The 26,371-nt window shown below is 62.7% G+C and carries 28 protein-coding genes and 2 pseudogenes; 17 read left to right on the top strand and 13 right to left on the bottom strand.

Translation table 11 applies throughout. The annotated features are described in order from the left end of the window. Positions 1-176: 176 nt before the first annotated feature. From JFU04_RS30715 to JFU04_RS22825, 3 genes and pseudogenes are all read left to right on the top strand, one after another. Positions 177-947, top strand: a pseudogene (locus JFU04_RS30715) (PAS domain-containing protein); the annotation flags it as partial. Positions 948-1,058: 111 nt separating this feature from the next. After that, positions 1,059-1,496, top strand: a pseudogene (locus tag JFU04_RS30720) (methyl-accepting chemotaxis protein); the annotation flags it as partial. Between the two features lie 76 nt (positions 1,497-1,572). Further along, positions 1,573-2,094 carry a DUF1003 domain-containing protein gene (locus JFU04_RS22825; RefSeq protein WP_065909162.1) on the top strand — a complete coding sequence of 174 codons (522 nt, stop codon included), beginning with the start codon at positions 1,573-1,575 and terminating at the stop codon, positions 2,092-2,094. A 6-nt stretch (positions 2,095-2,100) separates the two neighbouring features. On the opposite strand, the gene JFU04_RS22830 is transcribed toward JFU04_RS22825, so the two are convergent. After that, a complete protein-coding gene (locus JFU04_RS22830) occupies positions 2,101-2,994 on the bottom strand; it encodes a LysR family transcriptional regulator (protein WP_201145752.1) in 894 nt (297 codons plus the stop codon). 80 nt (positions 2,995-3,074) lie between these two features. Here JFU04_RS22830 and JFU04_RS22835 point away from each other — a divergent pair, with 80 nt between their 5' ends. Next, positions 3,075-3,782: a CTP synthase C-terminal region-related (seleno)protein gene (locus JFU04_RS22835; RefSeq protein ID WP_201145753.1), complete on the top strand. Its 708-nt coding sequence runs from the start codon at positions 3,075-3,077 to the stop codon at positions 3,780-3,782. Further along, positions 3,779-4,102, top strand: a complete 324-nt coding sequence (locus JFU04_RS22840; protein WP_201145754.1) for an antibiotic biosynthesis monooxygenase family protein — start codon at positions 3,779-3,781, stop codon at positions 4,100-4,102. The genes JFU04_RS22835 and JFU04_RS22840 overlap by 4 nt, the downstream gene beginning before the upstream one ends. 887 nt (positions 4,103-4,989) lie before the next feature. Here the strand turns inward: JFU04_RS22840 and JFU04_RS22845 are convergent. Then, positions 4,990-5,313 (bottom strand): DUF2025 family protein, encoded by a 324-nt coding sequence (locus tag JFU04_RS22845; RefSeq protein ID WP_201145755.1) that lies wholly within the window; start codon positions 5,311-5,313, stop codon positions 4,990-4,992. Positions 5,314-5,545: 232 nt separating this feature from the next. Here JFU04_RS22845 and JFU04_RS22850 point away from each other — a divergent pair, with 232 nt between their 5' ends. Continuing rightward, positions 5,546-6,673 (top strand): glycerophosphodiester phosphodiesterase family protein, encoded by a 1,128-nt coding sequence (locus tag JFU04_RS22850; protein WP_106802816.1) that lies wholly within the window; start codon positions 5,546-5,548, stop codon positions 6,671-6,673. Continuing rightward, positions 6,674-7,339 carry a helix-turn-helix domain-containing protein gene (locus JFU04_RS22855; protein ID WP_201145756.1) on the top strand — a complete coding sequence of 222 codons (666 nt, stop codon included), beginning with the start codon at positions 6,674-6,676 and terminating at the stop codon, positions 7,337-7,339. On the opposite strand, the gene JFU04_RS22860 is transcribed toward JFU04_RS22855, so the two are convergent. After that, positions 7,331-8,209, bottom strand: a complete 879-nt coding sequence (locus tag JFU04_RS22860) for a sterol desaturase family protein (RefSeq protein ID WP_201145757.1) — start codon at positions 8,207-8,209, stop codon at positions 7,331-7,333. The genes JFU04_RS22855 and JFU04_RS22860 overlap by 9 nt on opposite strands. Positions 8,210-8,363: 154 nt before the next feature. On the opposite strand from JFU04_RS22860, the gene JFU04_RS22865 reads away from it, so the two are divergent. From JFU04_RS22865 to JFU04_RS22880, 4 genes are all read left to right on the top strand, one after another. Beyond that, entirely contained in the window at positions 8,364-8,669 is a 306-nt protein-coding gene (locus JFU04_RS22865) for a PepSY domain-containing protein (RefSeq protein ID WP_120449618.1), read from the top strand. A gap of 182 nt (positions 8,670-8,851) precedes the next feature. Continuing rightward, the gene (locus JFU04_RS22870) at positions 8,852-10,024 is read left to right on the top strand and encodes a GAF domain-containing sensor histidine kinase (protein WP_201145758.1); all 1,173 of its coding nucleotides are present in this window, start codon (positions 8,852-8,854) and stop codon (positions 10,022-10,024) included. A gap of 202 nt (positions 10,025-10,226) precedes the next feature. Then, entirely contained in the window at positions 10,227-11,249 is a 1,023-nt protein-coding gene (locus JFU04_RS22875; RefSeq protein WP_065909143.1) for a transporter, read from the top strand. A gap of 158 nt (positions 11,250-11,407) precedes the next feature. Continuing rightward, positions 11,408-13,024 carry an inorganic phosphate transporter gene (locus JFU04_RS22880; protein ID WP_201145759.1) on the top strand — a complete coding sequence of 539 codons (1,617 nt, stop codon included), beginning with the start codon at positions 11,408-11,410 and terminating at the stop codon, positions 13,022-13,024. A 123-nt stretch (positions 13,025-13,147) separates the two neighbouring features. On the opposite strand, the gene JFU04_RS22885 is transcribed toward JFU04_RS22880, so the two are convergent. From JFU04_RS22885 to JFU04_RS22895, 3 genes are all read right to left on the bottom strand, one after another. Beyond that, positions 13,148-14,122 carry a 5-oxoprolinase subunit C family protein gene (locus JFU04_RS22885; protein WP_065909138.1) on the bottom strand — a complete coding sequence of 325 codons (975 nt, stop codon included), beginning with the start codon at positions 14,120-14,122 and terminating at the stop codon, positions 13,148-13,150. Then, on the bottom strand, positions 14,119-14,997 hold the full coding sequence (locus tag JFU04_RS22890; protein WP_065909136.1) for a 5-oxoprolinase subunit B family protein: 879 nt from the start codon (positions 14,995-14,997) through the stop codon (positions 14,119-14,121). The genes JFU04_RS22885 and JFU04_RS22890 overlap by 4 nt, the downstream gene beginning before the upstream one ends. 417 nt (positions 14,998-15,414) lie before the next feature. Beyond that, positions 15,415-16,191 (bottom strand): 5-oxoprolinase subunit PxpA, encoded by a 777-nt coding sequence (locus JFU04_RS22895; protein WP_201145760.1) that lies wholly within the window; start codon positions 16,189-16,191, stop codon positions 15,415-15,417. A 200-nt stretch (positions 16,192-16,391) separates the two neighbouring features. Between JFU04_RS22895 and JFU04_RS22900 the strand changes: the two genes are divergently transcribed. Then, a complete protein-coding gene (locus JFU04_RS22900) occupies positions 16,392-17,309 on the top strand; it encodes a LysR family transcriptional regulator (RefSeq protein ID WP_065909132.1) in 918 nt (305 codons plus the stop codon). Here the strand turns inward: JFU04_RS22900 and JFU04_RS22905 are convergent. After that, positions 17,306-18,202 carry a LysR family transcriptional regulator gene (locus tag JFU04_RS22905; protein ID WP_201145761.1) on the bottom strand — a complete coding sequence of 299 codons (897 nt, stop codon included), beginning with the start codon at positions 18,200-18,202 and terminating at the stop codon, positions 17,306-17,308. The two genes, JFU04_RS22900 and JFU04_RS22905, sit on opposite strands and share 4 nt — an antisense overlap. 106 nt (positions 18,203-18,308) lie before the next feature. On the opposite strand from JFU04_RS22905, the gene JFU04_RS22910 reads away from it, so the two are divergent. Continuing rightward, on the top strand, positions 18,309-19,067 hold the full coding sequence (locus tag JFU04_RS22910; protein WP_106802807.1) for an SDR family NAD(P)-dependent oxidoreductase: 759 nt from the start codon (positions 18,309-18,311) through the stop codon (positions 19,065-19,067). A 50-nt stretch (positions 19,068-19,117) separates the two neighbouring features. Continuing rightward, complete coding sequence (locus tag JFU04_RS22915; protein WP_065909124.1) at positions 19,118-20,023, top strand: LysR family transcriptional regulator; 906 nt, start codon at positions 19,118-19,120, stop codon at positions 20,021-20,023. On the opposite strand, the gene JFU04_RS22920 is transcribed toward JFU04_RS22915, so the two are convergent. Continuing rightward, positions 20,010-20,450 carry a multidrug/biocide efflux PACE transporter gene (locus JFU04_RS22920; RefSeq protein WP_065909121.1) on the bottom strand — a complete coding sequence of 147 codons (441 nt, stop codon included), beginning with the start codon at positions 20,448-20,450 and terminating at the stop codon, positions 20,010-20,012. The two genes, JFU04_RS22915 and JFU04_RS22920, sit on opposite strands and share 14 nt — an antisense overlap. 88 nt (positions 20,451-20,538) lie before the next feature. Here JFU04_RS22920 and JFU04_RS22925 point away from each other — a divergent pair, with 88 nt between their 5' ends. Further along, positions 20,539-21,393 (top strand): LysR family transcriptional regulator, encoded by an 855-nt coding sequence (locus JFU04_RS22925; protein ID WP_106802806.1) that lies wholly within the window; start codon positions 20,539-20,541, stop codon positions 21,391-21,393. A gap of 3 nt (positions 21,394-21,396) precedes the next feature. Here JFU04_RS22925 and JFU04_RS22930 read toward each other — a convergent pair whose 3' ends face one another. Continuing rightward, positions 21,397-22,230: a LysR family transcriptional regulator gene (locus JFU04_RS22930; protein WP_201145762.1), complete on the bottom strand. Its 834-nt coding sequence runs from the start codon at positions 22,228-22,230 to the stop codon at positions 21,397-21,399. A gap of 111 nt (positions 22,231-22,341) precedes the next feature. Between JFU04_RS22930 and JFU04_RS22935 the strand changes: the two genes are divergently transcribed. Beyond that, the gene (locus tag JFU04_RS22935; protein WP_201145763.1) at positions 22,342-23,067 is read left to right on the top strand and encodes an SDR family oxidoreductase; all 726 of its coding nucleotides are present in this window, start codon (positions 22,342-22,344) and stop codon (positions 23,065-23,067) included. Positions 23,068-23,093: 26 nt separating this feature from the next. Here JFU04_RS22935 and JFU04_RS22940 read toward each other — a convergent pair whose 3' ends face one another. From JFU04_RS22940 to JFU04_RS22955, 4 genes are read right to left on the bottom strand one after another with little or no spacing between them, the layout of a single operon-like run. After that, positions 23,094-24,308, bottom strand: a complete 1,215-nt coding sequence (locus tag JFU04_RS22940; protein ID WP_201145764.1) for an RNA polymerase sigma factor — start codon at positions 24,306-24,308, stop codon at positions 23,094-23,096. After that, positions 24,305-24,781, bottom strand: coding sequence for an SRPBCC family protein (locus tag JFU04_RS22945; RefSeq protein WP_106802803.1), 477 nt, complete (start codon positions 24,779-24,781; stop codon positions 24,305-24,307). Before JFU04_RS22945 ends, JFU04_RS22940 begins: the two co-directional genes overlap by 4 nt. A gap of 33 nt (positions 24,782-24,814) precedes the next feature. Beyond that, complete coding sequence (locus JFU04_RS22950) at positions 24,815-25,159, bottom strand: YciI family protein (RefSeq protein ID WP_065909096.1); 345 nt, start codon at positions 25,157-25,159, stop codon at positions 24,815-24,817. A 42-nt stretch (positions 25,160-25,201) separates the two neighbouring features. Continuing rightward, a complete protein-coding gene (locus JFU04_RS22955; RefSeq protein ID WP_065909093.1) occupies positions 25,202-25,621 on the bottom strand; it encodes a YybH family protein in 420 nt (139 codons plus the stop codon). A gap of 147 nt (positions 25,622-25,768) precedes the next feature. Here JFU04_RS22955 and JFU04_RS22960 point away from each other — a divergent pair, with 147 nt between their 5' ends. Beyond that, positions 25,769-26,269: a GNAT family N-acetyltransferase gene (locus tag JFU04_RS22960; RefSeq protein ID WP_065909090.1), complete on the top strand. Its 501-nt coding sequence runs from the start codon at positions 25,769-25,771 to the stop codon at positions 26,267-26,269. Positions 26,270-26,371: the final 102 nt, after the last annotated feature.

The raw sequence follows: 26,371 nt of genomic DNA on the forward strand, positions 1-26,371 counted from the left end.
TCCTGCCCATCGGGCGAACTTCTTGTCAGGCTGGTCACTCTTAACCCGTTGTTCCACCCCCGCTGTCAGCACAAGGAGGCTGACAATGAGCACGTCAACCGTACGGCATAGGCCTTACGGGGGCAGGCGCATATACATGGATACTCCCTGCAGCTTGCTTGCCCGAGCCCCCGAACATGCTATTTAACGCCCACAAGAAAACCATCAGTACCCTGCAGCACACCGTCGCCCACCAGGCCAGCCTGCTGGACGCCATCGAGCGCTCCATGGCCGTGATCGAATTCGACCTGCACGGCAACGTGCTGCGTGCCAATGACAATTTCCTCAAGACCATGGGCTACCGCGCCGAGCAGGTCGAGGGCCAGCCCCACCGCATGTTCTGCACCCCCGACTTCGCCCGCAGCGCCGAGTATGGCCAGTGGTGGTCGAACCTGCGCAGTGGTCAATTCCAGTCCGGCACCTTCGAACGGGTAGCCGGCAACGGTCAGTCGGTGTGGCTGGAGGCCAGCTACAACCCCGTGCGCGATGACGCCGGCCAAGTGGTTCGCGTGGTCAAGTACGCCATGGACGTCACGCCGCGCCTGCAGGCTGAAAGTGAAGCCAATGCCAAGCTGGACGCCATCGGCCGGGCGATGGCCGTGATCGAGTTCAACCTCGACGGCACCATCCTCACCGCCAATGCCAATTTCCTGCAGCGCATGGGCTACAGCCTGGCGCAGATCCAGGGCAAGCATCACCGCCTGTTTTGCACACCCCAGACCGCCGCCAGCTCGCAATACAGTGATTTCTGGCGACGCCTGAACCAGGGCGAAATGTTCAGCGGCCAGTTCGAGCGCGTGGATAAAAATGGCCAGCCCGTCTGGCTTGAAGCCAACTACAACCCGGTGTACGACGCCAGCGGGCGCCTGTGCAAAGTGGTGAAGTTCGCTTCGGATGTCACCGCACGCGTGCAGCAACATGCTGCCGATGCACAGAGTGCGGCCCAGGCCTATCACCTGTCCCTGCATACCCAGGACATGGCAGAAAAAGGCGCTGAAGTGATTCAGAAAACTGCCTCTGGCATGCGTGATATTTCTGCAGATATCGACGATTCGTCGCAACTGATCGCCAAGCTCGGCGAGCGCTCGCAGCAGATCACCACCATCGTCAACACCATCCGTGGCATCGCCGACCAGACCAACCTGCTCGCCCTCAACGCCGCCATCGAAGCCGCGCGCGCCGGCGAACAGGGCCGGGGGTTTGCCGTGGTGGCCGATGAAGTGCGCCAGTTGGCGGCGCGCACCAGCGGCTCGACCACGGAAATATCCAGCATGATCGCGATGATTCAGGCAGAAACCCGCCTGGCCATCGACAGCATGGACGCCACCCGCGACCGCGCCGCCCAGGGCGTGGAATTGGCCAACCAGGCCGGCACGGTGATCCTGCAGATTCGTGAAGGCACCAGCGAGGCGGTGCAGGCTGTCAGTGCGTTTGCCAATGAGCGTGGCAACGGCTGACCCGATCTTCATGTGTGCGGCCGAGGGCTCGGTCTATAGTGCTTGATTGTCTCCAAGCAGAAGATTCGAGCCCGCCATGACCCCAGACAAGCCTGCAACCGCCCCCGTCGACCACCTGCGTTTCCATCGTGTCCACGCCCACCTGGCGCCGACCTTCGGCAACGACACCTTCGCGCTCAAGGCCGAGGCGTTTGCGCGCTTCTTCGGTACGCCGACCTTTCTCGGCGCGCAAACCGCGATCGTGATCCTGTGGGTGGTGCTGAACATCACCGGCATCACCCACTTCGACGTGTACCCGTTCATCCTGCTCAACCTGGCCTTCAGCTTGCAGTCTGCCTACGCCGCGCCGTTGATCCTGCTGGCCCAGACACGCCAGGCCGCCCGCGACAAAGCCCAGTCGGACGCCGATGCGCAGCACCGTGAAGCGCTGGCCGTGGCCAATACCGAACGCCAGGCCCAGGCCGCGCAGACCACCAAGCAGTTGCTGGAACTGCTGGAGCAGAACACCCGGCTGACAGAAATGACCAAACAGCTGACTGAGCGAATCGAAACACTGACGTGCGAAATGCATGAGCAGTTTGTGCGAAAACCCAAGTAACCGCGCCTATGCAGTGTGGGACGGCTTGACCTGCACGTGTCGGCCCAACTCATCAAACAGCGTCACCACTGAGCGCAAGGCGCGGCAATCGGGACGCGTCAGCAGCCATAGCGCCGTGTCGTGCCCTGCCAATGCCGGGCCCAGCGGATGCAGGGCATCATCCAGGAGGAAATCCGGCAACGCCGCCACACCCAGCCCCGCGCGTACCAGCTCGGTGACCGACAACATGCTGTTGCAGCGATAACTGGGGCGTACACCCGGCAAATGTTCGCGACGCCAGACCACGGTGGGATGGTCGGGCAGGAAATCATCCGGCGCGATCCATGCCAGATCGGCCAGCGCCCGACCTTGATGCTGGCGCGCGTAGGCTGCACTGGCACACACCTGATAAGCCACGGAGCCCAGGCATCGACCAACCAGATGCTCAGGTGGCGTCCTGGTCAGGCGCAGGGCGATGTCGGCATCGCGGCGACTGAGGTTGGCAAAGTCATTCGAGGTACTCAGCTCCAGGGTCAGCGCCGGGAACTGCGGCATGAACTGCGCCAGCGCCGGCAGCAACAGGCCTTGCAGCACCGAGTCAGTGCAGGTGAGGCGCACCGTGCCACTGATCACTTCACCGCCCTGCTCCACGCCAACCCGCGCTGCCTCCAGCGCTTGCTCGGCGCGCTCGGCCTGTTGCGCCAGGTTGCTCGCCAAGCTGGTGGGCAGGTAACCGGCGCGGCTCTTTTCAAACAGCGTCTGGCCTAACGCGGCCTCCAGCCGGCGCACCGCGCGAAACACCGTGGACACATCCAAACGCAACAACGCCGCCGCCCGGGCCAGACTGCCGCCGCGCACCAGGGCGAGGATCAATGACAAGTCGGCGTAGTCAATTTGATAGTGCGTAGCTGCAATGAGCATGTGGATAAACGCCAATATTGATTGCGTGAACGCCAATCTATAGTGCGCACCAGGACACCACAAGCCATGGGACGCACACGATGAAAGCTACTGCTCTGCACCTCGCCCTGATCGGCGACTACAACCCCGATGTCCCCGCGCACCAGGCCATTCCCGTCGCGTTGCAGCTGGCCGCCGACAGCCTTGGGCTGAAGGTTCACCTGCAATGGATCGACACCGACACGCTCACGCCCGCCACCCCATTGCACGGTTTCGACGGTTTCTGGTGCGTGCCTGCCAGCCCTTACCGCGACACTGACGGCGCCTTGCGCGCCATCCGGTTTGCCCGCGAACAACGGCGACCTTTCCTCGGCACCTGCGGCGGCTTTCAACATGCGGTGCTGGAATATGCCCGCAACGTGCTGGGCTGGGCCGACGCGGAACATGGTGAACTGGCGCCACAGGCCCAACGCGCGGTGATCGCACCGCTGAGCTGCTCGCTGGTAGAGGCCACTGACACCGTGCGTTTGACCCCCTACACGCGCATCGCCGACTCTTATGGCACCCTCGACATCGAGGAAGGCTATCGCTGCCGCTACGGCATGAACCCCGAATTTGCCCAGGCGTTGCTGGAACGCGAGTTGATTCCCAGCGGGCACGACTCGGCGGGCGACCTGCGCGCCGTGGAGTTGCTCGATCATCCGTTCTTTGTCGCTACGTTGTTTCAGCCGGAACGCGCCGCCCTCAGGGGCATCACGCCACCGTTGGCGATCGCCCTGCTCAAGGCATGCCAGGAGACAGTGGCATGATCGCGACCACACCGACCCCGCCGTATTACGCAGTGATTTTCAGCTCACTGCGCACCGAAGGTGATCACGGCTACGGCGAGGCCGCCAACCGCATGCTGGAACTGGCACGCGAACAGCCGGGGTTTCTCGGCGTGGAATCGGCGCGTGAAAATGGCCTGGGGATTACCGTCTCGTACTGGAGCAGCGAGGCGGCGATCCTGGCGTGGAAGCAGCAGGCAGAACATCGCGCGGTACGTGAGCAAGGGCGATCCACCTGGTACTCAGCGTTTCAGACGCGGGTGTGCAAGGTGGAGCGGGCCTACGCCTTTGGAGCGGTGTGACGGTGGGGGCTGGCTTGCCTGCGATGGCATTTTTTCAGCCAATTCATGCAGTGGCTGAACCACCGCCTTCGCAGGCAAGCCAGCTCCCACATTTATCAGTGGTAGGCCTTGATTATGTGCCAGCCACAGCTCCCAATCTTGTTTGGGCCAGCCCTGAATCCCGAGTCCGACCCCACTCCAATGTAGGAGCTGGCTTGCCCGCGAAGGCGGTGAATCAGTAAAAGCTAAGCCAGCTGACCCACCGCCTTCGCAGGCAAGCCAGCTCCCACATTTATCAGTGGTAGGCCTTGATCCTGTGCCAGGCACAGCTCCCAATCTTGTTTGTGCCAGCCCTGAATCCTGTGCCAGGCACAGCTCCAATGTGGGAGCGGGCTTGCCCGCGAAAGCGGTGTATCAGTAAAAGCTAAGCCAGCTGACCCACCGCCTTCGCAGGCAAGCCAGCTCCCACATTTATCAGTGGTAGGCCTTGATCCTGTGCCAGGCACAGCTCCCAATCTTATTGGTGCCAACCCTGAATCCCGAACCCAACACCGCTCCAATGTGGGAGCGGGCTTGCTCGCGAAAGCGGTGTATCAGTAAAAGCTAAGCCAGCTGACCCACCGCCTTCGCAGGCAAGCCAGCTCCCACATTTATCATGTGGTAGGCCTTGATCCTGTGCCAGGCACAGCTCCCAATCTTATTGGTGCCAGGCCTGAATCCCGAGCCCGACACCGCTCCAATGTGGGAGCGGGCTTGCCCGCGAAAGCGGTGTATCAGTAAAAGATAAGCCAGCTGACCCACCGCCTTCGCAGGCAAGCCAGCTCCCACATTTATCAGTAGTAGGCCTTGATCCTGTGCCAGGCACAGCTCCCACATGTTGCTCTTCATAAGACTAAAAACCTGCCGACCTAGCTCACCAGGCTACGCAACGCACTGATCTGCGGAATCTCCACCCGGCGCATGTACGCCCGCAATGGCTCGGTGATGTTGATGCGGTCGTCGATGTTCTGGTCGAGCAGCAGTTGGATTCGTTCGCGCGACAGGGTCATAGTCTGCTCGGCGGCGGGCAGCCAGACGAATTCGGCGGTGGGAATGATGCCGTCATCAGCCACGTCCATGCCGAAGGCATCTTCGCTGAAACGCACGATGTACTGGCCGGTCTTGCGGTTGAGGCCGACAAAACCACGGAGTTGGTCGGCGGCCTGGCAGATAAGCTCGGAAGTGATGCGCATGGTAAACCTCACTGAAAAGTCCCACAGGGACTGGAAAGATGGTTTACACGCGTGGCAGAAAGTACTGCCCTCTAACGGAGCAGCTTCGGGCAAGAGTACTGCAATGCACGGCAAAAAAACCGAGAAAATTGGCGGGTGCGCACGTTAATGTCGGTTTGGTGATAGCGCCTTTCGCAATCAATTGTTAAAAAGGAGGCCTTCTCAAAGCTACCTCCACGAAAGGACTTCGCATATGCCTGTCACGTTTTCCAAGAGCGCCCTGCTGCTCGCCCTGGCGCTTGGCCTCGGCCAGGCACAGGCTGCCGACCCGATCAGCCCGGCTGAATTGGCGACAAACGAAGGCATTCCCTACCCTGCCGTGATCGCTCACCGTGGCGCGTCCTACGATGCCCCGGAATCCACCGCCGCCGCCTACAAGGTCGCCCGCGACCTGGGTGCCGACTACCTGGAGATGGACCTGCAGCGCAGCAAGGACGGCGTACTGTTCGCCCTCCACGACAACAACCTGCAGCGCACCACCGACGTGGCCACCAAGTTCCCCGAGCGCAAGGACGCCCCGGCCAACGAATTCACCTGGAAAGAACTGCAAACCCTCGACGCCGGCAGCTGGTTCAACACCGCCTACCCCGACCGCGCACGTCCGGGCTTCGTCGGCCTGAAAATCCAGAGCCTGGACGACATCATCAAGATCGCCGAAGGCAACCCGCAGCACAAACCCGGCCTGTACATCGAGACCAAGGAGCCCAAGCAGTTCCCGGGCATCGAAGCCGACCTGAAAAACAAGCTGCTGGATAAAGGCTGGCTGAGCTCTGCCGGCTCCAAGCTGGGCAAGAGCAACACCGGTGTCGGCCAGGGCAAGGGGCGCGTGGTCCTGCAAACCTTCGAGACGGCCAGCCTGAAAGAACTGCAGAAAGAAATGCCGAACACGCCGAAGATCCTGCTGCTGTGGGTCGGCCCTGGCAGCATCGAGCCGAAATCGACACAGACCTTCGCTGAGTCCGGCGAAACCACCAAGGCCGCCTACTACGCCAAGCAAGAGCCGAAAGACGCCGCCGAGTTCGAAAAATGGGTCGACGAAGCCAAGAGCCTCGGCGCCATCGGCACCGGCCCTTCGGCCGAGCTGACTGCCCATGGCGACCAGAGCTACACCGACCTGGTGAAGCCGGAAATGAACCAACTGACCCACGACAAAGGCCTGCTGGTGCACGTCTATACCGTCGATGAGCCGGTGGATTTCGACAAGGTGATGAAGGCCGGTGTCGACGGCATCTTCACCAACCGCGCCGCTGAACTGCTGAAGTTCTACAAGCGCTGGCCGTCGTCCAGCGTGCAGGACCTGCTGAACGACTATAAGTACTGAGTGAAACCCGAATGGTCGGGTCGCCTGTGGTTGGGCCGTGATTACGGCGTGATCCACGGCGAGCTGGGGCGCACCGCGCCCCATGCGCACTACGCCCATCAATTGATGTTCTCCCCGGGCCGGCCCATCACGGTCAGCCTTGAAGGCCGCGTGATCACGGCCGATCGCCTGTTCATTCCTTCGCGACACCGCCACGCCATCCTCCAGGCCGAGGGTGAGGTGCAGGTGCTGTATGCCGAACCCATCGTCTTTGCAGCCGAGCCGTTGCAGGCCCTGCTGCTTGCCGGCGCAGGGTTTATCGAGACGCTGCACCAGTTGCCCCGGCGGCGCCTCGACGATCCACGCATCGAGCGCGCACTCGCCAGCCTCGATCAACTTCTGGGCGGCAAAGTGTCGGCCCTGGCCCTGGCCGAGGCGGCGCACCTTTCACTCAGCCAACTGGAGCGCCTGTTCATTGATCAGCTCGGTGTCCCGGTGCGCCGCCTGGTGCTGTGGCGACGGTTGCGTGTGGCCCTGCAATTGGCCCTCGCGGGCGGCACGCTGACCGAGGCCGCCCACGGCGCGGGCTTTGCCGATTCAGCGCATTTCTCGCGGACCATGAAGCAATTGTTCGGCGTCACCGCCGGGGCGTCCCTGCGCCAACTCGAGGTGCAGTTCCTAACGTAAATCCTGCGGCAACGGCGGCTCCTTGCCCGACTTCACCGCCGCGAACGGGTCACGCAACTGCGCCACATAGTCCCGCGGAAAATCCGGCCGACTGCCAATCCCCAGGTCCCCCGGCCCCATGCGATAGCGCGGGCGATAAAACGCAGTGCCCAGCAGCCAATCCCACAGATTGAAAAACAGCCCGAAATTCACGTCCCCCGCACGCCCGTATTTCATGTGGTGAAACCGATGCACCGGCGCCCAGGCGAACACCCAGCGCAACGGCCCCAGGCGCATGGCCACATTCGAGTGCTGCAGCAACAATTGAACGGCGATGGCCAATGCCAGCAACTGCGCCACGTCCAACGGTATGCCCAAAAGGATCAGCGGCAGCAGGCCTGCCGTCGCTTCGAGCATCTGGTGCAAGGGGTGCTTCATCAAGCCATTGAAGCCATAGAGCCGCTGCACGCTGTGATGCACCGCATGCAGGCGCCACAACGGCGCAACACGGTGGCTGGCGTAATGCATCAAGGTAATCCCGGCGTCGGCCACGACAATGGCCAGCAACAATTGCTCCCACAGCGGCCAGCCTCGTGGCCAGAGGCCTTCGAACGCCAACAGCGCGGTCAGTCCGGGCAGGATCAGCAACCCCGCGGCATTCAGGCTTTCATTGACCAGCGCATGCAAGGTGTCGCGTCGACGATCACCCAGGCTGCGGTTCCATTGCCGCTCATAGGGCAGCCATTGCTCGACCAGAAATGACACCGCCACCGCGCTTACAAACACCAGCAGCAACCCTTGCGGTTGCCTGGCCTGCACGTACGCAAGTGCCCACCCGATAAACCCTGCAAAAAAGACAGGCGCATAAAGCCAACTGACCAACCGTTTCATCCGAGTCTCCCTTTAAGTGAGCCCTCAGCATGAAATCCCGCACCCTTGGCGGATTGAACAAACTGCGCAACCGCTTGAAATAATTAAGCGTGAATTAAGTTGCGCTGGATAACCTGATCCCACTTAAACAGCTCACCGAAGAAGGACACACACCATGAAAACCCTGACCGCACTGTTCGCCGCCACCGCCCTGACCGTGACTGCCGGCCTGGCCCAGGCCGATGTTCGCCCGGATCACATTGAAGGCCTGGTCAAGTCCGGCGCCGTGATGCCTTTCGACAAACTCAACGCCGCCGCCGTCGCCACCCACGCCGGTGCCAGCATCACTGACACCGAGCTGGACCACAAAAACGGCGTGCTGGTCTACGAAGTCGACCTGACCGACACCGCCGGCAAACGCTTTGAAGTGAAGCTCGACGCCAAGACCGGCGCCGTGCTGGAAAACAAGCAAGACACTTGAGTCGCCCCCTCAAGCAACCGCGCCACCTCCGGGTGGCGCGGTTTTTTTATGCCCGCGCGTCAGCGGGCGTAAGAAAATCCTCGATTTTGCGAATGAAATTACACCCACATGGCACAAGGTCGCTAAAATCCCACCCATTGGCCGGGGCATAACGCTCAGCACGTTGGGATAGAGATTGCTGCATGGGGCAAAAAGCCGCCGACATCGCCACCATTGGCCGCATCAGTGCCGTCCCCGCGATGCTCAAAGTCATCAGCGACATGACCGGCCTGCGCTTCGCAGCGGTCGCGCGGGTGACCGATGACACCTGGACCGCGTGCGCCGTGCTCGATCAGTTGGACTTCGGCCTTGGCGTCGGCGGCGAACTGGACCTGACGACCACGATTTGCCACGAGATTCGCGGCTCCCACGTGTCCGTGGTCATCGACAAAGCCAGCGAAGACCCGCTCTACCACGACCACCATACGCCGCGCCTGTATCACTTCGAAAGCTATATCTCAGTGCCGGTGTTTCGCACCAACGGGCACTTCTTCGGCACCATCTGCGCCCTCGACCCTAACCCTGCAGAGCTGCGCAGCAGCACGATCCAGTCGACCATGGAGTCATTCGCCCGGGTGCTGTCGCTGCAAATCGAAGCTGAAGAAGCCGCGCAGTTCACCCACGCGCAATTGCAGGAAGAACGCGATACCGCCGAACTGCGTGAGCAATTCATCGCTGTGCTTGGCCATGATCTGCGCAACCCGCTGTTCGCGATCAACTTCGCTGCTGAACGGCTGCTGCGCAAGCACTCGGACCCGGCCACGGACACGTTGCTGCGACATATCCTCACCAGCGGCCGCCGCGCCGCGCAGTTGGTCGAAGACGTGCTGGACTTCGCCCGTGGCCGCCTGGGCAATGGCATTCCGTTGAACATCGGCGATTGCCAGGGTCTGCAGGAGGCGCTGCAACATGTGGTGTCGGAAGTGCAGAGCGTGCACCCGCAGCGCGTGATCCAGGCCGATATCGACGACCTGCAAGGCGTGAGTGGCGACCGCGATCGCCTCGCGCAGCTGCTCTCCAACCTGGTGGCCAATGCCATTCACCATGGCAGCCACGAGGGACCGGTGGAGGTCACGGCAAAGATCGAGCAAGGCCATTTCAACCTGACCGTCAAGAACCCCGGGCAGATCAGTGCGCAAGCCTTGCCCCGGTTGTTCCAGCCCTATTCGCGTCCGACCACCGATACCCCCCAGGCCGGCCTGGGTCTGGGGTTGTATATCGTCAAGCAGATCGCCGAAGCGCATGGCGGCGAGCTGAACGTGTCGACCACCGCCGAGCACGGCACCGTGTTCACGTTCAGCCTGCCCACCCCCTGATCAGGGGCCAAAGCGTCCCTGTCAGCAGCGGTTCTTGATGCCTGGTGAGAGAGGCTTCTTGAACGGTTGCTGACAGGCGGTCAATAAAGTGTCATCGCAACGCAATAAGTCGCGAACGGTCACAAAACTGTCAAATTCCCTTGCAATGATCGCTCACGCGAACCTGTGAAACGTCCTACAGGCGCTTTCTCTGCGAGCCTCCATGAACCACAGCCTCGACTACAGCCATCAGGATTCCGACCTGTTCGGCTTGCTTTACGGTTTCCGTTTTCGCCCTGGTGAAAAGGCTGAGCAGATTGACTCGGCCACCGCCCTGCAGGCCTTGCAGCAACCCGGCGACCCCGAAGAATTCCTCTGGCTGCACCTGAACCTGGCCCACGCCGCGTGCGAGCGCTGGATGCAGGCGCACCTGGATTTGCCCGAGGAATTTTTTGAGGCCCTGCATGAAGGCTCGCGCTCCACGCGCATCGAACATGTCGACTCGGCCTTGCTCGCGGTGGTCAACGACGTGGTGTTCAACTTCAGCAGCATGGTCTCGTCGGATATTTCCACGCTGTGGGTGTGCGCGCGCAGCCGCTTGCTGATCAGCGCGCGCCTGCAACCGCTGCACTCGGTGGACAAGCTGCGCTCGTCGGTGAAAGCCGGTGAAACCTTTCGCTCGCCGCTGGAGCTGCTGGTGCACCTGCTGCGCGACCAGGGCGAAGTCCTGACGCAGATCGTGCGCAAGACCAGCATCAGCGTCGACCATATCGAAGACCAACTGCTGTCCTCGCGCCTGTCCACCAACCGGGCGGAACTGGGGGCGGCACGCCGGGTGCTGGTGCGCCTGCAACGCCTGCTCGCGCTGGAGCCCGGCTCGCTGCTGCGTCTGCTCAACCGCCCGCCGCAATGGCTGCAGAAGGAAGACGTGAAGGAGCTGCGCAAATCCACCGAGGAGTTTGCGCTGATCATCAATGACCTGATGGCCCTCGGTGAGCGGATCAAGTTGTTACAGGAAGAAATCGCCGCCAACCTCAACGAGCAAAGCAACCGCACGCTGTTCACCCTCACCGTGGTGACGGTGCTGGCGCTGCCGATCAATATCATTGCCGGCTTCTTCGGCATGAACGTGGGCGGTGTACCGCTTTCCCAGGACCCGGAAGGCTTCTGGATCCTGGTGGCGTTGGTGGCGACGTTCACCTTGATTGCCGGGCGCTGGGCCTTTCGCAAGCGCAAGGATTACTGAAATGCCCTCGACGGTGGGAGCCGGCTTGCCGGCGCCTATCAGGGGGGAGTTACAGACCGGCGGCATGGCCGATTGATTAAACACTGACCTGCCGCAGTATCTCTGTAACATTCTGCAATGAATATGGATGCCATCCTCCCCACACTGGATGCTCCGGCATGGCCACCCCTTCCCTGACTGCCTCCACCCGCTCCTCGCACAGCGAGCCCAAACCCAGGCTGGACAAGAAACCCGGCCTGGTGACGGTGATCATTTTCTTCGCCGTGCTCGCCATGGGCCTGTTGTTCACCGCCTACAGCCTGATGCACGACATGCACGAAATGGGCGCGGTGGTCACCACCTGGACGCCGTTCCTGCTGCTGGGCGTGGCGCTATTGATCGCCCTGGGTTTCGAGTTCGTCAACGGCTTCCACGACACCGCCAACGCGGTCGCGACGGTGATCTACACCAACTCGCTGCCGCCGCATTTTGCGGTGGTGTGGTCGGGTTTTTTCAACTTCCTCGGGGTGCTGCTTTCCAGCGGTGCCGTGGCATTCGGCATCATTGCCCTGCTGCCGGTCGAGCTGATTTTGCAGGTCGGTTCCTCGGCCGGTTTCGCGATGATCTTCGCCCTGCTGATCGCTGCGATCCTGTGGAACCTCGGCACCTGGTGGCTGGGGTTGCCGGCGTCTTCTTCGCACACGCTGATTGGTTCGATCATCGGCGTCGGCGTGGCCAATGCGCTGATGCACGGGCGTGACGGCACCAGCGGGGTGGATTGGAGCCAGGCGATCAAGATCGGCTATGCGCTGCTGCTGTCGCCATTGATCGGCTTCGCCTTCGCCGCCCTGCTGTTGCTGGCCCTGCGCGCGTTTGTCAAAAACCGCGCGCTGTACAAGGCGCCCAAGGGCGACACCCCGCCGCCGTGGTGGATTCGCGGCATGCTGATCGCCACTTGCACCGGCGTGTCGTTTGCCCACGGTTCCAACGATGGCCAGAAGGGCATGGGCCTGATCATGCTGATCCTGGTAGGCACCCTGCCGATGGCCTACGCGCTGAACCGCACCATGCCGGCCGAGCAATCGCTGCAGTTTGCCGCCGTGGCTGAAGTGACCCAGGTGGCCCTGGTGAAAAGCGCACCGCAGGCGCTGACGGGCGACCCGCGGCCGATCCTGTCGACCTATGTGCGCACCAAGGAAGCCACGCCGGAACTGGTACCGGCGCTCGCCGCCCTCGCCGGCCAGATCGGTGATGAAGTCAAAGGCTACGGCTCGCTGGCCAAAGTCCCCGCCGAAGCCGTAGGCAACGTGCGTAACGACATGTACCTGACCAGCGAAACCATTCGCCTGATGGACAAGGGCAAGGTCGGCAATTTCGACGCCGACACCCAGGGCAAGCTCAAGCTGTTCAAGGATCAGATCGACAAATCCACGCGCTTTATCCCGCTGTGGGTGAAGATCGCCGTGGCCATCGCCTTGGGCCTCGGGACTATGGTCGGCTGGAAACGCATCGTGGTGACCGTCGGCGAGAAGATCGGCAAGACCCACCTGACTTACGCCCAGGGCGCATCGGCCGAAATGGTGGCCATGCTGACCATCGGCGCGGCGGATATGTATGGCTTGCCGGTGTCGACCACCCATGTGTTGTCGTCGGGTGTGGCGGGGACCATGGTGGCCAATGGCGGCGGCTTGCAGATGAAGACCATCCGCAATCTGCTGATGGCGTGGGTGCTGACGCTGCCGGCGGCGATTCTGCTGTCAGGCAGCCTCTACTGGCTGTTCACCCAATTGTTCTGACACAGCACCGTTTAACCGTGAGGGAGCGGGCTTGCTCGCGAAAGCCGTCTGTCAGTCAGGGCACCTGGCGACTGACACACCGCATGCGTGAGCAAGCCCGCTCTACAGTGGCTCTATGGGTTTTCAGCTACTGAATAACCCGCCCATTATTTTCAGGCGTTTTTTGTACACCCGCCGCGCCTCCAGCGCCTCTTCCAGCGTCACCGCCACAAACCCCGCGCGCTGGTTCGGCTGCATCTGCCCGATCAGGTCCAGGTCGGCGCTGATCACCGTGCCAATCATCGCGTAGCCGCCGCCCGACACCGCATCCCGATGCAGCACGATAGGCTCCAGCCCGGCCGGTACCTGGATCGAACCGATGGGGTAGCAACTGTCGACGATATTCGACGGATCCGAGCCCGCGCCGAACGGCTGCTCGCGTGGCTGGAAGCTCAGCGCGCTGCCGCCCTTGAAGCGATAGCCGATGCGGTCGGCCTCGGAGCCGACGGTCCAGGGTTCGGCAAAAAAGCTGCTCTTTGCACCGGCCGTCAAGCGCTCGTAGTACAGCCCCGGCACCACGCGCAACGTCACATCGCCACCGACCGACCGGCGCAGCGCCATCGGCAGGCTGTTGCCCGCGCGCCCCTGTCCGCTGGCGGTACCGATGGGCAGCTCATCCCCCGCCTGCAAGCGTCGCCCGTGAAAACCACCGAGCGCACCGAGGGTGTAAGTGGAACGACTGCCGAGCACCAAAGGCACGTCGATGCCACCGGCGACCGCAAGATAAGTGCGCGCGCCCGCCTTGGGAAACTCGAAGCGCAGCACCTGCCCGGCACGCACGTGGAAGGCAGTGTCCTGGTGCACCACTTCACCGTCCAGGCGCGGTGACATCAACGCGCCGCTGAGGGCCACCAGGGCGTCCTGTTGAAACGCCAGCTCGGGGCCAATCAACGTGCATTCCAGGCCCGCTGCGCCAATGGGATTGCCCACCAGGTGGTTGGCCGCGCTCAAGGCGTACTGGTCCAACGCCCCCGAGGGCGGAATGCCCAGGTGGTAATAGCCTTCGCGGCCAAGGTCTTGCACGGAGGTGGCGAGGCCGGGTTTGAGGACCTTGATCATGCCAGCGCCTCCTGCAGGGTTTTCGGGTAGCCGATGGGGTCGGCGAGAAACGCATCGAGGGAAAATTCCACCGTACGGATGCGCAGGTCGAAACGTCCTGCGTCCACTTCGGCAACGGCCTGGTCGTAGGCGTCGCGGTCGATGGGTTTGAATTGCACGATGTCACCGGGCCGGAAGAACACCATGTGTTCTTTGAGGTAGGCCAATTGCTGCGCCGGGTCGTAGATCGGCGCCGGGGTCACGCCGAACATCTGGTAACCGCCGGCCCCGCGCACCGAGTAGATGCAGCCGAAGCAGCCGCCATGGCCGAGGGTCAACTTGGGGGTGTCGGTACGCGGGCGCAGGTACTTGGGCACCTGCAACTGCCGCTCGCGCTCGACCATCTGGAACATGAACGGCAGGCCCGCGACAAAGCCGACCATCGACACAAACCACGGCGCGCCACTGTGGGCGGCGATAAACGCGTCGACATCGGCCAGGCCATTGATGCGCGCGGCGTATTCCAGGTCGGTCGCACTGGGGTCCTGGTGGCGGTCGCGAAAACGCATCAGCGTTTCATGGGTCCAGGGGTCGTTGTAGAGCACCGGGATTTCGATGATGCGCGTGTGCAGGGTGCGTTCGGCCACGGCCTGGGCTTCGGCGGTCTGCACCGCGTCGAGCAGCACGTGTGGCGCGATGCGGTCGGGGTCGAAGCGAATCTGGAACGACGCATTGGCCAGGCACACATCCAGCACACCTTCCAGGGCCAGGCGCTCCACGGCCCGGGTCACGGCCATGCCCGTGAAAAAGGCCTCCAGCGACATGCTCTCGCTGACCTCGGCAAACAGGTGTTCATCACCGCCGAAGCTGTAGCGGATGGGGGGTGTTTGAGCCATGTCTGTTCCTCTTGGAATCGTTATAGAAAGGCAGGCAAAAAATGAATAGGGGTGAGTGGATTTATTGTGCTGGGCGGTTTTTTTTGTGGCCTATGGGATTTCTGTGGCAAGCAACCTTTGTGTGGTGAGCGGGCGTCCTGTGCCTAGCAGGCTTCCTTTGGCTAGCAAGCTTCCTGTGCCTAGCAAGCTTCCTGTGGCTAGCGCGCTTTATGTGGTGAGCGGGCTTGCCCCGCGTTGGGCTGCGCAGCAGCCCCAGTAAGCCCCCTGTGTACTTCCAGGTAGAACTCGGCCGTCTGATTTTAGGGCCGCTACGCGCCCCAACGCGGGGCAAGCCCGCTCACCACAACAAGCGCGCTCACTACAGGAATTCTGCTCACCACATAAAGTCCGCTTGCCACAGGAAGCCCGCTCACCACATCAAGCCCCGTTGGCCGCAGGCAGCCCATTGGCCACCACGATTCCTGCCTGGTCGAGGGCTTCGCGGGTGGCTTCCACCAATTCCAGGGCGCCGGGTGTGTCGCTGTGCAGGCAGATGGAATCGAATTCGATAAACAGGTCTTCGCCTTCCATCGTGCGCACCAACCCTGTCTGACAGGCGCGTAGGACTCGCGCCGCTACGGTGGCAGGATCCAGCGCGCGCACTGTGCGGGTAAACACGATGGAGCCGCTCAGATCGTACTCACGGTCGGCGTAGAACTCGCGCACCACCGGTTGCCCGAGTTCCTTGGCCACGCGCCAGATCACCGAGTTGGGCATGCAGTACAACAGCAGTGTCGGTTCGATGATCTGCAGGTTCTGCACCAGCAGCCGCGCGGCTTCTTCGTCGCGGGCCAAGTGCATGTAGAGCGCGCCGTGGGGCTTGATATGTTGCAGCGTCACGCCTTGGGCGCGGGCGATTTCGCGCAGGGCGCCGAGTTGGTAGAGAATGTCGTCGACCAGTTCCTGGGCCGGAGCGTTGATATGCCGGCGCCCGAAGCCGACCAGGTCGCGAAACCCTGGATGTGCACCGATGGCCACCCCCAGTTGCTTGGCGCGCTCGACGGTGCGGCGCATGGTGCCGGGGTCGCCGGCGTGGAAGCCGGTGGCGATGTTGGCCGAGCTGATATAGGCCATCAGCTGCGCGTCGACGCCATCGCCGATGGTCCAGGGGCCGAAGCCTTCGCCCATGTCCGAGTTAAAATCCACTGCCTGCATCGAGGTCGCTCCGCAAAGGTGATGGCGGAAAAGTAGGCCGCGTCTTGACCCCTTGGGAAGATCTATTATCAGATAGCCCATCTTCTGAAAATCAGATAACCCATGCAGGCGTCCGGCTTGCCGGCGATGGCGCCCTCTGACTGTTCACACACCTGACGGCCGCCATCGCCGATAAGCCGGGCTCCTTCGAGGAATGCAGCGTGTCATTGACCTTGCGCCAAGTGCGTTATTTCGTCGCCACCGCCGAAATCGGCCAGATTTCCCAGGCCGCCATCCACCTCAACATTTCCCAGTCGGCGGTGACCACGGCGATCAAGGAACTGGAGGCGATGCTCGGCGTGCAGCTGTTCGTGCGTTCGGCCCAGGGCATGAACCTGACCGACGCCGGCCGGCACTTTCTCAACCGTGCCTATGTGATTGTGCGCAGCGTCGACGACGCCCTCAACAGCCCATTGCCCGACTACCGCGCCAGTGGCGTGCTGCGCCTGGCCGCCAGCTACACGGTGCTCGGTTACTTCCTGCCGCACCACTTGCAGCGCATGGAACACTGGCACCCGGATGTGACCATCGAGGTGTTCGAGCAGGAGCGCCAGGCCATCGAGCAAGGCCTGCTCGACGGCCAATTCGACATGGCAGTGGTGCTCACCGCCAACCTGACTCATGCGGATATCGTCTCCGAAATCCTGTTCAACTCCGAACGCCGCCTGTGGCTGCCCAGCCATCACCCGTTGTGCGAACGCGGCGCCGTGAGCCTGGCGGATGTGGCCCGCGAACCGTACATCCTGCTCACCGTCGATGAAGCCGAACACAGCGCCATGCGCTATTGGGAACAGGCCGGGCAAACGCCCCAGGTGCGGCTGCGCACCAGCTCGGTGGAAGCAGTACGCAGCATGGTCGCCAATGGCAGCGGCGTGGCGATCCTGTCGGACCTGGTGCATCGGCCCTGGTCACTGGAAGGCAAGCGTATCGAAACCCTCACCGTGACAGACCCGGTCACGCCCATGAGTGTCGGGCTGGCCTGGCACCGCGAGCGTGCGTTTACCCCGGCGATGCAGGCCGTGCGCGATTATTTCCACGACGCCTTCCTGGCGCCGCAGCAGTTGTCGGCTCGCCGTTAGAGTCGGGCTTGCAGCGTCGCGGCCAGCCAGTCCATGAACACCCGCACACGCTGTGGCAAATGCCGTTGCCCGGCGTAGAGCAGCGACACATCGAGCGCCGGCGCCGGGTAGTCGGGCAGCACGGCAACCAGCTCGCCACTGGCGAGCAGATCGCGGATGCCCAGGACCGGCACCTGAGTGATGCCGAAGCCGCCCAGGCAGGCGGATTTGTACGCGTCGGTGCTGTTGACCGTGACCCTCCCGGCCATCGGCACGCGGTGCACTTTATCGCCCTGCTGGTATTCGAACCCCGTCGAACGTGATCCCAAGGGGCGCACGTAATGCACCAGTTGATGGTGCGCCAGGTCCTCGAGGGTCTCGGGTACGCCATGGCGCTGGCGGTAGCCGGCACTGACACAGTTGATCATCGGCATGCTGCACAACCACCGCGCGACCACCGTCTGGTCGGGCTGTGCGCCGACCCGCAGCACACAGTCGAACCCTTCGGCCAGCAGGTCGACCTGGCGGTCGGTGGTGCTGATTTCAAGCTCGATCAAGGGGTGGGCGTCCATGAACTCGGGCAGGCGCGGCAGGATCAGGTCCCGCGCCATCACGTTGGGCAAGTCCACGCGGATACGCCCGCTGAGTTGCGCCTCATCCTGGCGAAACAGGCCTTCGAGCTCGTCCATGTGGGCCAGCAGATCCTTGCTGCGCTCATACAGCACACGCCCGTCCTGGGTCGCCTGCACCTTGCGCGTGGTGCGCTGCAGCAGGCGTGTGCCGAGCAGCTCTTCCAGCACCTGGACATGCTCGGACACGCTGGAGCGCGGCAGGCCCAGGCTCTCGCCGGCGCCGGTAAAACTCGACAGTTCGGTGACGCGCACAAAGGTACGCAGCAGTTCCAGCTTGTTCATGGGATTGTTCGCCTTATCCGGCCAGTGATTCCGATATACCCCTGTTTATCACGTTATAGCCGGACAAATACACTCAGTCCCACTGACCACCTGAGAGGACTGCACCATGACCCGTAAAATCGCATTGATCACCGGCGCCAGCCGCGGCCTGGGCAAAAGCACCGCGCTGCACCTGGCGGCACAGGGCGTCGACATCATCGGCACCTACCACAGCGCCGCCGACGAAGCCCAGGCGGTGGTAGCACAGATCGAGGCCCTGGGTGGCCGCGCCGCCATGCTGCAACTGGATGTGAGCCAGAGCGCGTCCTTCAACGACTTCGTGAACCAGGTCGGCGGCGTGCTCAAGGAGGTTTTCGCCCAGCAGCAGTTCAATTTCCTGATCAACAACGCCGGCATTGGCGTCAACGCCGCGTTTGCCGAAACCACTGAAGAACAGTTCGACCGCCTGGTGGCAATCCACTTCAAGGCGCCGTTTTTCCTCACGCAAAAACTGCTGCCACTGATCAGCGATGGCGGGCGCATCATTAACATCTCCAGCGGCCTGGCGCGGTTCAGCCTGCCGGGGTACTCGGCGTATGCGTCGATGAAAGGTGCGGTGGAAGTGTTGTCGCGTTATCAGGCCAAGGAACTGGGCCCGCGCGGAATCAGCGTGAACACCCTGGCTCCCGGCGCGATAGCCACCGACTTCAGCGGCGGCGCGGTGCGCGATAACCCCAACGTGAACGCGATGGTCGCCAACAATACCGCCCTCGGCCGCGCAGGATTGCCGGAAGATATCGGCGGGGCGATCTCGACGCTGCTGGCCGACGGCAGCCACTGGATCACCGGGCAGCGCATCGAGGCCTCAGGCGGCATGTTTCTGTAGGCGTTCTGCGCTAGCATCAATGCCCTCAGATCACTGACAGGCAATCACCGATGAGTTTTGATCCAGGCTTGGCCGGCGGCATGGGCGTATTGGCGGCCGTGGTCGACAGCGGCAGTTTTGCCCGCGCCGCCGTCAGCCTGGAGATGACGCCTTCGGGCGTCAGCCGGGCGATTTCACGCCTGGAAAAACGCTTGGGGATTCGCCTGTTCGACCGCACCACGCGCTCGGTGCAACTGACCGACGAGGGTCGGCGTTTCTATCAGGAAATTGCCCCGCTGCTGGCCGGTCTCGAAGAGGCGGCCAACTCGGCGGCCGACAGCGCTCACACCGTACGCGGGCGCCTGCGGGTGAATATCGACCCGTACTTCTCGCGGCTGGTCCTCGGCCCGGTGCTGGGCGATTTCATGCGCCGCTACCCGCAATTGCAATTGGACCTGCACACCCGCGACCAACTGGGCGACCTGGTCGCCGATGGCTTCGACCTGGCGATCCGCTTTGGCATCCCACAATCCTCTTCACTGATCGCGCGCAAGTTGATGCAAGTGCGCGTGCTCACCCTGGCCTCCCCCGCCTACCTGGAACGCCATGGCCGACCGGCCACCCCGCAGGACCTGGAAAACGGGCACATGTGCCTGGATTTTCGCGACTCGCAAACCGGTCGCCCGTTTGCCTGGGAATTTCACCGCCCCGGTGAGCAATTGATCGTGCGCACCGACGGCCGCCTGGTGGTCAACGATGCCAGCACCCTGTACAGCGTGTGCGAGCACGGCCATGCGGTGGCGCAGATGCTCGACCTGGGCCTGGCGCCAGCGCTCAAGGCCGGCAGCCTGGTGGAGTTGTTCCCGGACTGGCCGGACGAGCGTTTTCCGCTGTACGCCTACTACCCCTCGCGGCATTTGCCGGCGGCCAAGGTGCGGGCGTTCCTGGATTTTGTCGCGACGCTCAAGCCCGACTAGGCACGCGCTGGCGTACGAATCTTTCCCGCAACACGTCATACCCCCAGTGATACACGTAGGTGTACGGCAGGAAAAACAGCAGCACGCCAATGTCCAGCCAAAACGCCTGCACCAGGCTGATCTTCAGCCACGCGGCAATCAGCGGGACCGCCACGATAATCAGCCCTCCCTCGAACAGCACGGCATGCAGCATGCGCGTCCACACGCCACCGGCGAGTTGCAGGCGCACCTTGAGGCGGTCGAACAGGCTGTTGAAAATGATGTTCCAGGTCAGCGCCAGCACGCTGAGGCCCAGGGTTACCGCGCCCATCTCCAGGGCCGGCCGGCCAGTGATCCAGACCAGCAACGGGGTACAGATCAATAAGGCCAGGCCTTCAAAACCCAGGGCTTGGCAAACGCGTTCAGTAATCGACTTGGTAGGGTGCATGACCCGGCTCCGTGAGTGACGATGGTTGCTATCATTACCCTTCAAGTCGATACTTCATAACTAATAACCATCGACCAAGGCGATAGTCATGGCCTCTCATGAAGTGCTGCAGGCGTTTGTCCAGGCCGCTACCCAGGGTTCGTTTTCGGCGGCGGCACGCAAGCTGGGCAAGAGCCAGTCCACCGTCAGCGCAGCGGTGGCCAGCCTGGAGATTGATCTCGACGTGGTGCTGTTCGATCGCAGCAGCCGCAAGCCGACGCTCACACCGGCCGGCCATGTGTTGCTGCAACGCGCCGAGCAGGTATTGGAGGCCAGCAGCCGCCTGGAGCTGGCGGCGAGCCAGTTGGCCCAGGGCCTGGAGCCGAAAGTGACCATCGCCATGTCCGACACTTACCAGTCGGAGCGCTTCGAACTGGCGCTCAAGGCTTTCGAACAACGTTACCCGGACCTGGAACTGGAATGGCTGATCGCCGAGTGCGAAGACCTGATCGCCCTGGTGCAAAGCGGCCGGGCGCAGATTGCGTTTGTCGAGGCCCAGGCGGTGTATCCGCCCGACCTGAGCCGCGCACCGGTGGAGGAACGCACGGAAATCGCGCTGTTCGTCGCCCCGGATCATCCCTTGGCGAGCCTGGACACCATCGACCTGCAAGCCCTGCAGCAACACCGTGAACTGCGCCTGGCGAGCATCATCAACCCGAATGAAACACGCCCCACGGGCCGTGTGTGGTCGGCGCCGAGTTTTCTGATGCTGATGGAAATGGCCCAGCTCGGTTTCGGCTGGGCCGAGCTGCCTCGCTGGCTGGTGGAACGCTTCGGCAATGCCGGGCTGGTCGAACTCAAGGTACGCAGTTGGCCGCGCTCGGTGGCCGTGGATGCGCTGTGGTCGCGGCAGTACCCGCCAGGGCCGGCGGGGAGTTGGATGCTGGGGCTGATGGTCGATTGACGCCTAGCGTTGCGGCGGTCGGTTGTTCTGGAAATACTCGTGCAGGGCGCGCAGCGCGGGTGATTCCAACGCTTGCGCGGCGAAGCACAGCCCGACCCGCCGCGTCGGCGCCGGCAGGTGCCATTCACGGCTCACCACCCCGGCGCGCTCGGCCGCCAGCGACTGCGGCAACATCGCCACGCCTACACCGGCGGCCACCATATGCAGGGCCTGGGTCAATGAGCCGGCATGCCCGGCTACCGCCTGCGGCGAGCGCCCATACAAGGCCATCAGGCGCTGATGGGAATCGTGTTGCGGGCAGGTGATCCAGTCCTCGATTGGCGCCCAGGCCTGCTCTTTGCCAGCCTGCGCCATGGGATGTGCGGCCGGTAACGCCATCACGTAGGACTCTTCCCAGATCGGCAGGAACAGTTCGTCCTCGCAGCACATTTCCTCCACCGCCAGGCGCCCTTCCCCTTCACAGCCTTCCTGCAGGGTCAGCAGCAAACCGGGCAGACCCTGGTGTGCCATGCGCAGGAAGGTTTCGATCTGGCTGTCGGCAATATCGCCCTCGACCCCCAACTCCAGCGCAATGCGATTCTCGCGGCCGCGGAACAACCGGCTCAGCGCCTCCGCTTCGGCCACCATGCGCCGCGCCTGGGGATACAGCACCCGTGCTTCGGCACTGACCTCGACCCCGCGAGGCTGACGCACGAACAGCGCCACGCCCAGCTCATCTTCCAACTGCTTGATGGTCACCGACAACGTCGGCTGACTGATGAATAAACGCTGCGCTGCAGCGGTGATATTGCGTTCTTCAAACACCGCGAGAAACGCCTTGAGGTGACGTACATCCATAGCCAGATCCGATGACAGACAGAGGAATAAGGCATTTTTCAGCCTTTAACCGGGTAAATATAATGCGCGCACGTTTCAGTTATCGATTTTTCTTATTCCAGGAGTGCACACATGAGCCAGCCACTGATCATCATCACCGGCGCCAGTTCGGGTATCGGCGAAGCTACCGCCCGCCGATTGTCCGCCGCCGGTCACCCGCTGTTGCTGCTGGCACGCCGTATTGATCGCCTCAACGACCTCAACCTGCCGAACACCCTGAACCGTGGGGTCGATATCACCGACCGCGCCGCCCTCGTCGCTGCCGTGAAGGAAGCTGAAGCGCAATTCGGCCCGGCCGATGCGTTGATCAACAATGCCGGGGTGATGCTGCTGGGCGCAGTCAGCGAGCAAGACCCGGCGCAGTGGGAGCAGATGCTCGACGTCAACGTGAAGGGCCTGCTGAATGGCATTCACGCAGTGGCCGCGAGCATGGTCGCGCGCAAGAGCGGCACGATCATCAACGTCAGCTCGGTGGCCGGGCGCAAGACCTTCCCGAACCACGTGGCGTACGTCGGCACCAAGTTTGCCGTGCATGGGATTTCAGAGAACCTGCGCGAGGAATTGTCGCCGAGCAATGTCCGCGTGATCACCATCGCTCCGGGCGCAGTGGAAACCGAGCTGCTCAGCCACACCACCGATGAGGCGATCAAGAGCGGCTACCAGGCCTGGAAACAGGACATGGGCGGCACCGTGCTGAGTGCCGACGATGTGGCCTCGGCAATTGCCTATGCCTACCAGCAACCGCAGCATGTGTGCATCCGCGAGATCGTATTGGCCGCGACTCGCCAGCAGCCCTGAGCGGCCCCTTTCAGGCGTGCCGGCTCCTACTGCTTGAGTTCGGCCAGGCGCTGCTCGAGGAAGCGCTTTTCAGGCGCTTGCTGGGTCAGCGACAGGGCTTTTTCATAAGCTGTACGAGCCGCTTCTACCCGCCCCAATTGCCGGCAGAACTCCCCGCGCGCTGAATACGCCAAGTGGTAATCGAGCAAATCGCCTCGTTGCAAAATGCCTTCCACCAGATCCAGGCCCGCCAGCGGGCCTTGCCACATGGCCACCGCCACGGCGCGGTTCAGCTCGATCACCGGCGATGGCACCTGCCTGAGCAACACATCGTAGAGCCCGACGATCTGCAGCCAGTCGGTTTGCCCTGCGTCCGGTGCTTCGGCATGCACCGCGGCTATCGCCGCCTGCAGGCAATAGGGCCCGTAGCCGCGCAAGGCCAGTGCGCGTTCCACCAAGGCGCAGCCTTCAGCCATCAAGGACGCATCCCACAGCGCACGGTCCTGTTCATTCAACAGCACCAGTTCGCCACTGGCCGAGGTCCGTGCTGCACGGCGGGATTCGTGCAACAGCATCAGCGCCAGCAAGCCCATCACTTCCGGCTCCGGCAGCAATTCCAGCAACAGGCGACCGAGACGAATGGCTTCGCGGGTCAGCTCCTCCCGGGTGAGGTCGGCGCCCATGGAGGCTGAATAGCCTTCGTTGAACACCAGGTAAACCACGCGCAGCACGCTGTCGAGGCGCTCGGGCAGCTCGGCCAGCGACGGCACCTGATAAGGGATTTTCGCTTCGCGGATCTTGCCCTTGGCGCGCACGATGCGCTGGGCAATGGTGGTCGGCGTGGCCAGGAAGGCGCGGGCGATTTCCTCGGTGGTGAGGTCACAGATCTCACGCAGGGTCAGCGCCGCCTGTGCGTCAGGTGCCAGTGCCGGGTGACAGCAGGTAAAAATCAGGCGCAGGCGGTCATCTTCCACGTCTTCCTCGCTCCAGTCCTGCGCTTGCAGCGCGTCGGCCTGAGCCTGCAGCAACGGGGTGAACCGCGCCTGGCGGCGCAAGCGGTCGATGGCTTTGAAGCGACCGGTGGAGACCAGCCACGCCCTGGGATTTTGTGGCACACCGTCCTGCGGCCAGCGCTCGACCGCGACGAAGAACGCCTCGTGCAAGGCTTCTTCGGCGAGGTCGAAATCCCCCAACAGGCGGATCAGGGTAGCGAGGACGCGCCGCGATTCGCTGCGGTAGATCGCCTCGATCGCCGGCGTCAATCGGGCATGCCCTGGGTCACCAATGTCACCAGCCGGTCCAGGCTCTGGCCCCAGCCGTCGTGAAAGCCCATGGCTTCGTGGGCCTGTTTGTCTTCAGCGCTCCAGTGCATGGCGCGGGCGGTGTAGCGGGTCTTGCCGTCGACATCTTCGAAGGTCACTTCGGCGCTCATGAACGGTTTTCCCGAGGGGATCCAACCCGGCTTGAAGGCGTCGGTAAACACCAGGCGACTGGGCGCCTCAATCTCCAGGAACACGCCCTGGGTCGGGTACTCGCTGCCGTCCGGCGCACGCATCAGGGTGCGAAACAGGCCACCGACCCACAGGTCCATTTCGCACTCGGGGGTGGTCATGCCGTGGGGGCCCCACCATTGCTGCAACAGGGCGGGCGTGGTCCAGGCGCGAAAGACTTTGCTGCGCGGCGCGTCGATCAAGCGGCTGATGGACAGTTCGAATTCGGCGGGTTGGGTTGTCATGGTAAACCTCCTCAAGTCTTGTGATTGTTGTGTTCAGAGATTCAACTCGCGCACGGGGCGCACTTCCACACTGCCGACCCGGGCGGCCGGAATGCCACCGGCCACCTGGATCGCCTCATTCAAGTCGCGTGCCTCGATCAGGTAAAACCCGGCGAGCTGCTCCTTGGTTTCGGCAAACGGCCCGTCGGTGATCGACAGCTTGCCGTTGCGCATGCGCACGGTGGTGGCGGTGCTTACCGATTCCAGCGGTTCGGCAGCGAGCATGCGGCCGCTGGCCTCGATGGACTGCGCATAGGCAAGACACTCCGGGTCTGCGGGGCTGTCGGGCGAGGTGTGCAGGACCTGTTCGTTGCTGTAGATCAGGCAGAGGTATTTCATGTGCGTCTCCGTTTTCGGACTACTGACTATAGTTCGCGGCGCTCAAGGTTTCAGGTCGAACAGTGCGGTGCCGCTGTCCATGTCGAACGGCGCCGACCAGTGTTCATGCACCACGCGCCATTGGCCATTGATCTGTTGATAGCCGGCAGTCACGCGCATCCAGCAGGCCTTGACCTCGCCGTCCGGCCCGGCGCCGCCGCAATGGGCCAGCCAGTGGGCAAATGCGCTGTCCTGGGACTCGACGATGCGCAGTTCGTGGAACTCGAAAATCCCCGGGCCGGGGCAGTGCTTCATGCATTCCTCCCAGTGCGCGCGATAGGCGGCCTTGCCCTTGAATTGCAACGCGGTCACGGCGTCGAACGCGACGATATCGTCGGCGTAAAAGCTGACAATCTTGTCGATATCCCGGGCGACGACGGCGTGTTTCCAGGCATCGATGAGGCGATTGATGGTGGTGCTCATGGCGATACTCCTGCGGGGTGTGATTCACGGAAGACACCCTTAGTCGAACGCGCCGACGCCGAATCGACAGCCGCTTGAAAAATAATTTCACCCCCGGCAAACCCGCTAGAATCCACGGCTCTTTGTAGGAATTCGGATGCGTCCCTGATGGAAACCCGCCTCGTCCCCTATGAGACGCTGAGCCTTGTGCAGAAACAGCAGCTCAACACCCTGCAAGTGCATCCCGAGCAACTGGCGTATTCCGGCGATATCGATTGCGCGCTGAACAGCCTGCTGGTCAATCCCAACCCCGCTGCGATCAAGGGCTTCGCCCTGCTTGCCGACGAGCATCCCGTGGCTTTCCTGCTGCTCAAACGCCCACCCTGCCTGCCCCACTGGGCCGACGAGCACAGCGCGACGCTGCATGCGCTGCAGGTGGATCGCCAGCAGCAAGGGCGCGGGTTCGGCAAGGCGTGTCTACAGGCGCTGCCCGCAGCGGCACTGCAGGCGTGGCCGCAGATCAAGGGCCTGGAGTTGTCCGTGGACGCGGACAATGTGGCGGCGATGACGATGTACCTGAGCGCCGGCTGGGTGGACAGCGGGGAGGCGTACAGGGGCCGCATTGGGTATGAGCGCCGGTTGAGCTGGGTGTTTGACCGGCCCCTCTGAACGGTCGTGTCTACTGTCAGATTTCACAGCTATACAGCGGTCGCCCTATGCTTTGTACTGGAATGCCCGAAGTTGTCGCTCAAGGTTTGGAACGAGCAGGCG

This window comes from Pseudomonas sp. TH21, assembly GCF_016651025.1.
Lineage (GTDB): Bacteria > Pseudomonadota > Gammaproteobacteria > Pseudomonadales > Pseudomonadaceae > Aquipseudomonas > Aquipseudomonas aylmerensis.

Bases quoted from the DNA above. Each gene is read 5' to 3' on its own strand.
- JFU04_RS22825 (WP_065909162.1), top strand. From the start codon at position 1,573: ATGACCCCAGACAAGCCTGCAACCGCCCCCGTCGACCACCTGCGTTTC.
- JFU04_RS22830 (WP_201145752.1), bottom strand. From the start codon at position 2,994: ATGCTCATTGCAGCTACGCACTATCAAATTGACTACGCCGACTTGTCA.
- JFU04_RS22835 (WP_201145753.1), top strand. From the start codon at position 3,075: ATGAAAGCTACTGCTCTGCACCTCGCCCTGATCGGCGACTACAACCCC.
- JFU04_RS22840 (WP_201145754.1), top strand. From the start codon at position 3,779: ATGATCGCGACCACACCGACCCCGCCGTATTACGCAGTGATTTTCAGC.
- JFU04_RS22845 (WP_201145755.1), bottom strand. From the start codon at position 5,313: ATGCGCATCACTTCCGAGCTTATCTGCCAGGCCGCCGACCAACTCCGT.
- JFU04_RS22850 (WP_106802816.1), top strand. From the start codon at position 5,546: ATGCCTGTCACGTTTTCCAAGAGCGCCCTGCTGCTCGCCCTGGCGCTT.
- JFU04_RS22860 (WP_201145757.1), bottom strand. From the start codon at position 8,209: ATGAAACGGTTGGTCAGTTGGCTTTATGCGCCTGTCTTTTTTGCAGGG.
- JFU04_RS22865 (WP_120449618.1), top strand. From the start codon at position 8,364: ATGAAAACCCTGACCGCACTGTTCGCCGCCACCGCCCTGACCGTGACT.
- JFU04_RS22870 (WP_201145758.1), top strand. From the start codon at position 8,852: ATGGGGCAAAAAGCCGCCGACATCGCCACCATTGGCCGCATCAGTGCC.
- JFU04_RS22875 (WP_065909143.1), top strand. From the start codon at position 10,227: ATGAACCACAGCCTCGACTACAGCCATCAGGATTCCGACCTGTTCGGC.
- JFU04_RS22880 (WP_201145759.1), top strand. From the start codon at position 11,408: ATGGCCACCCCTTCCCTGACTGCCTCCACCCGCTCCTCGCACAGCGAG.
- JFU04_RS22885 (WP_065909138.1), bottom strand. From the start codon at position 14,122: ATGATCAAGGTCCTCAAACCCGGCCTCGCCACCTCCGTGCAAGACCTT.
- JFU04_RS22890 (WP_065909136.1), bottom strand. From the start codon at position 14,997: ATGGCTCAAACACCCCCCATCCGCTACAGCTTCGGCGGTGATGAACAC.
- JFU04_RS22895 (WP_201145760.1), bottom strand. From the start codon at position 16,191: ATGCAGGCAGTGGATTTTAACTCGGACATGGGCGAAGGCTTCGGCCCC.
- JFU04_RS22905 (WP_201145761.1), bottom strand. From the start codon at position 18,202: ATGAACAAGCTGGAACTGCTGCGTACCTTTGTGCGCGTCACCGAACTG.
- JFU04_RS22910 (WP_106802807.1), top strand. From the start codon at position 18,309: ATGACCCGTAAAATCGCATTGATCACCGGCGCCAGCCGCGGCCTGGGC.
- JFU04_RS22915 (WP_065909124.1), top strand. From the start codon at position 19,118: ATGAGTTTTGATCCAGGCTTGGCCGGCGGCATGGGCGTATTGGCGGCC.
- JFU04_RS22920 (WP_065909121.1), bottom strand. From the start codon at position 20,450: ATGCACCCTACCAAGTCGATTACTGAACGCGTTTGCCAAGCCCTGGGT.
- JFU04_RS22925 (WP_106802806.1), top strand. From the start codon at position 20,539: ATGGCCTCTCATGAAGTGCTGCAGGCGTTTGTCCAGGCCGCTACCCAG.
- JFU04_RS22930 (WP_201145762.1), bottom strand. From the start codon at position 22,230: ATGGATGTACGTCACCTCAAGGCGTTTCTCGCGGTGTTTGAAGAACGC.
- JFU04_RS22935 (WP_201145763.1), top strand. From the start codon at position 22,342: ATGAGCCAGCCACTGATCATCATCACCGGCGCCAGTTCGGGTATCGGC.
- JFU04_RS22945 (WP_106802803.1), bottom strand. From the start codon at position 24,781: ATGACAACCCAACCCGCCGAATTCGAACTGTCCATCAGCCGCTTGATC.
- JFU04_RS22950 (WP_065909096.1), bottom strand. From the start codon at position 25,159: ATGAAATACCTCTGCCTGATCTACAGCAACGAACAGGTCCTGCACACC.
- JFU04_RS22955 (WP_065909093.1), bottom strand. From the start codon at position 25,621: ATGAGCACCACCATCAATCGCCTCATCGATGCCTGGAAACACGCCGTC.
- JFU04_RS22960 (WP_065909090.1), top strand. From the start codon at position 25,769: ATGGAAACCCGCCTCGTCCCCTATGAGACGCTGAGCCTTGTGCAGAAA.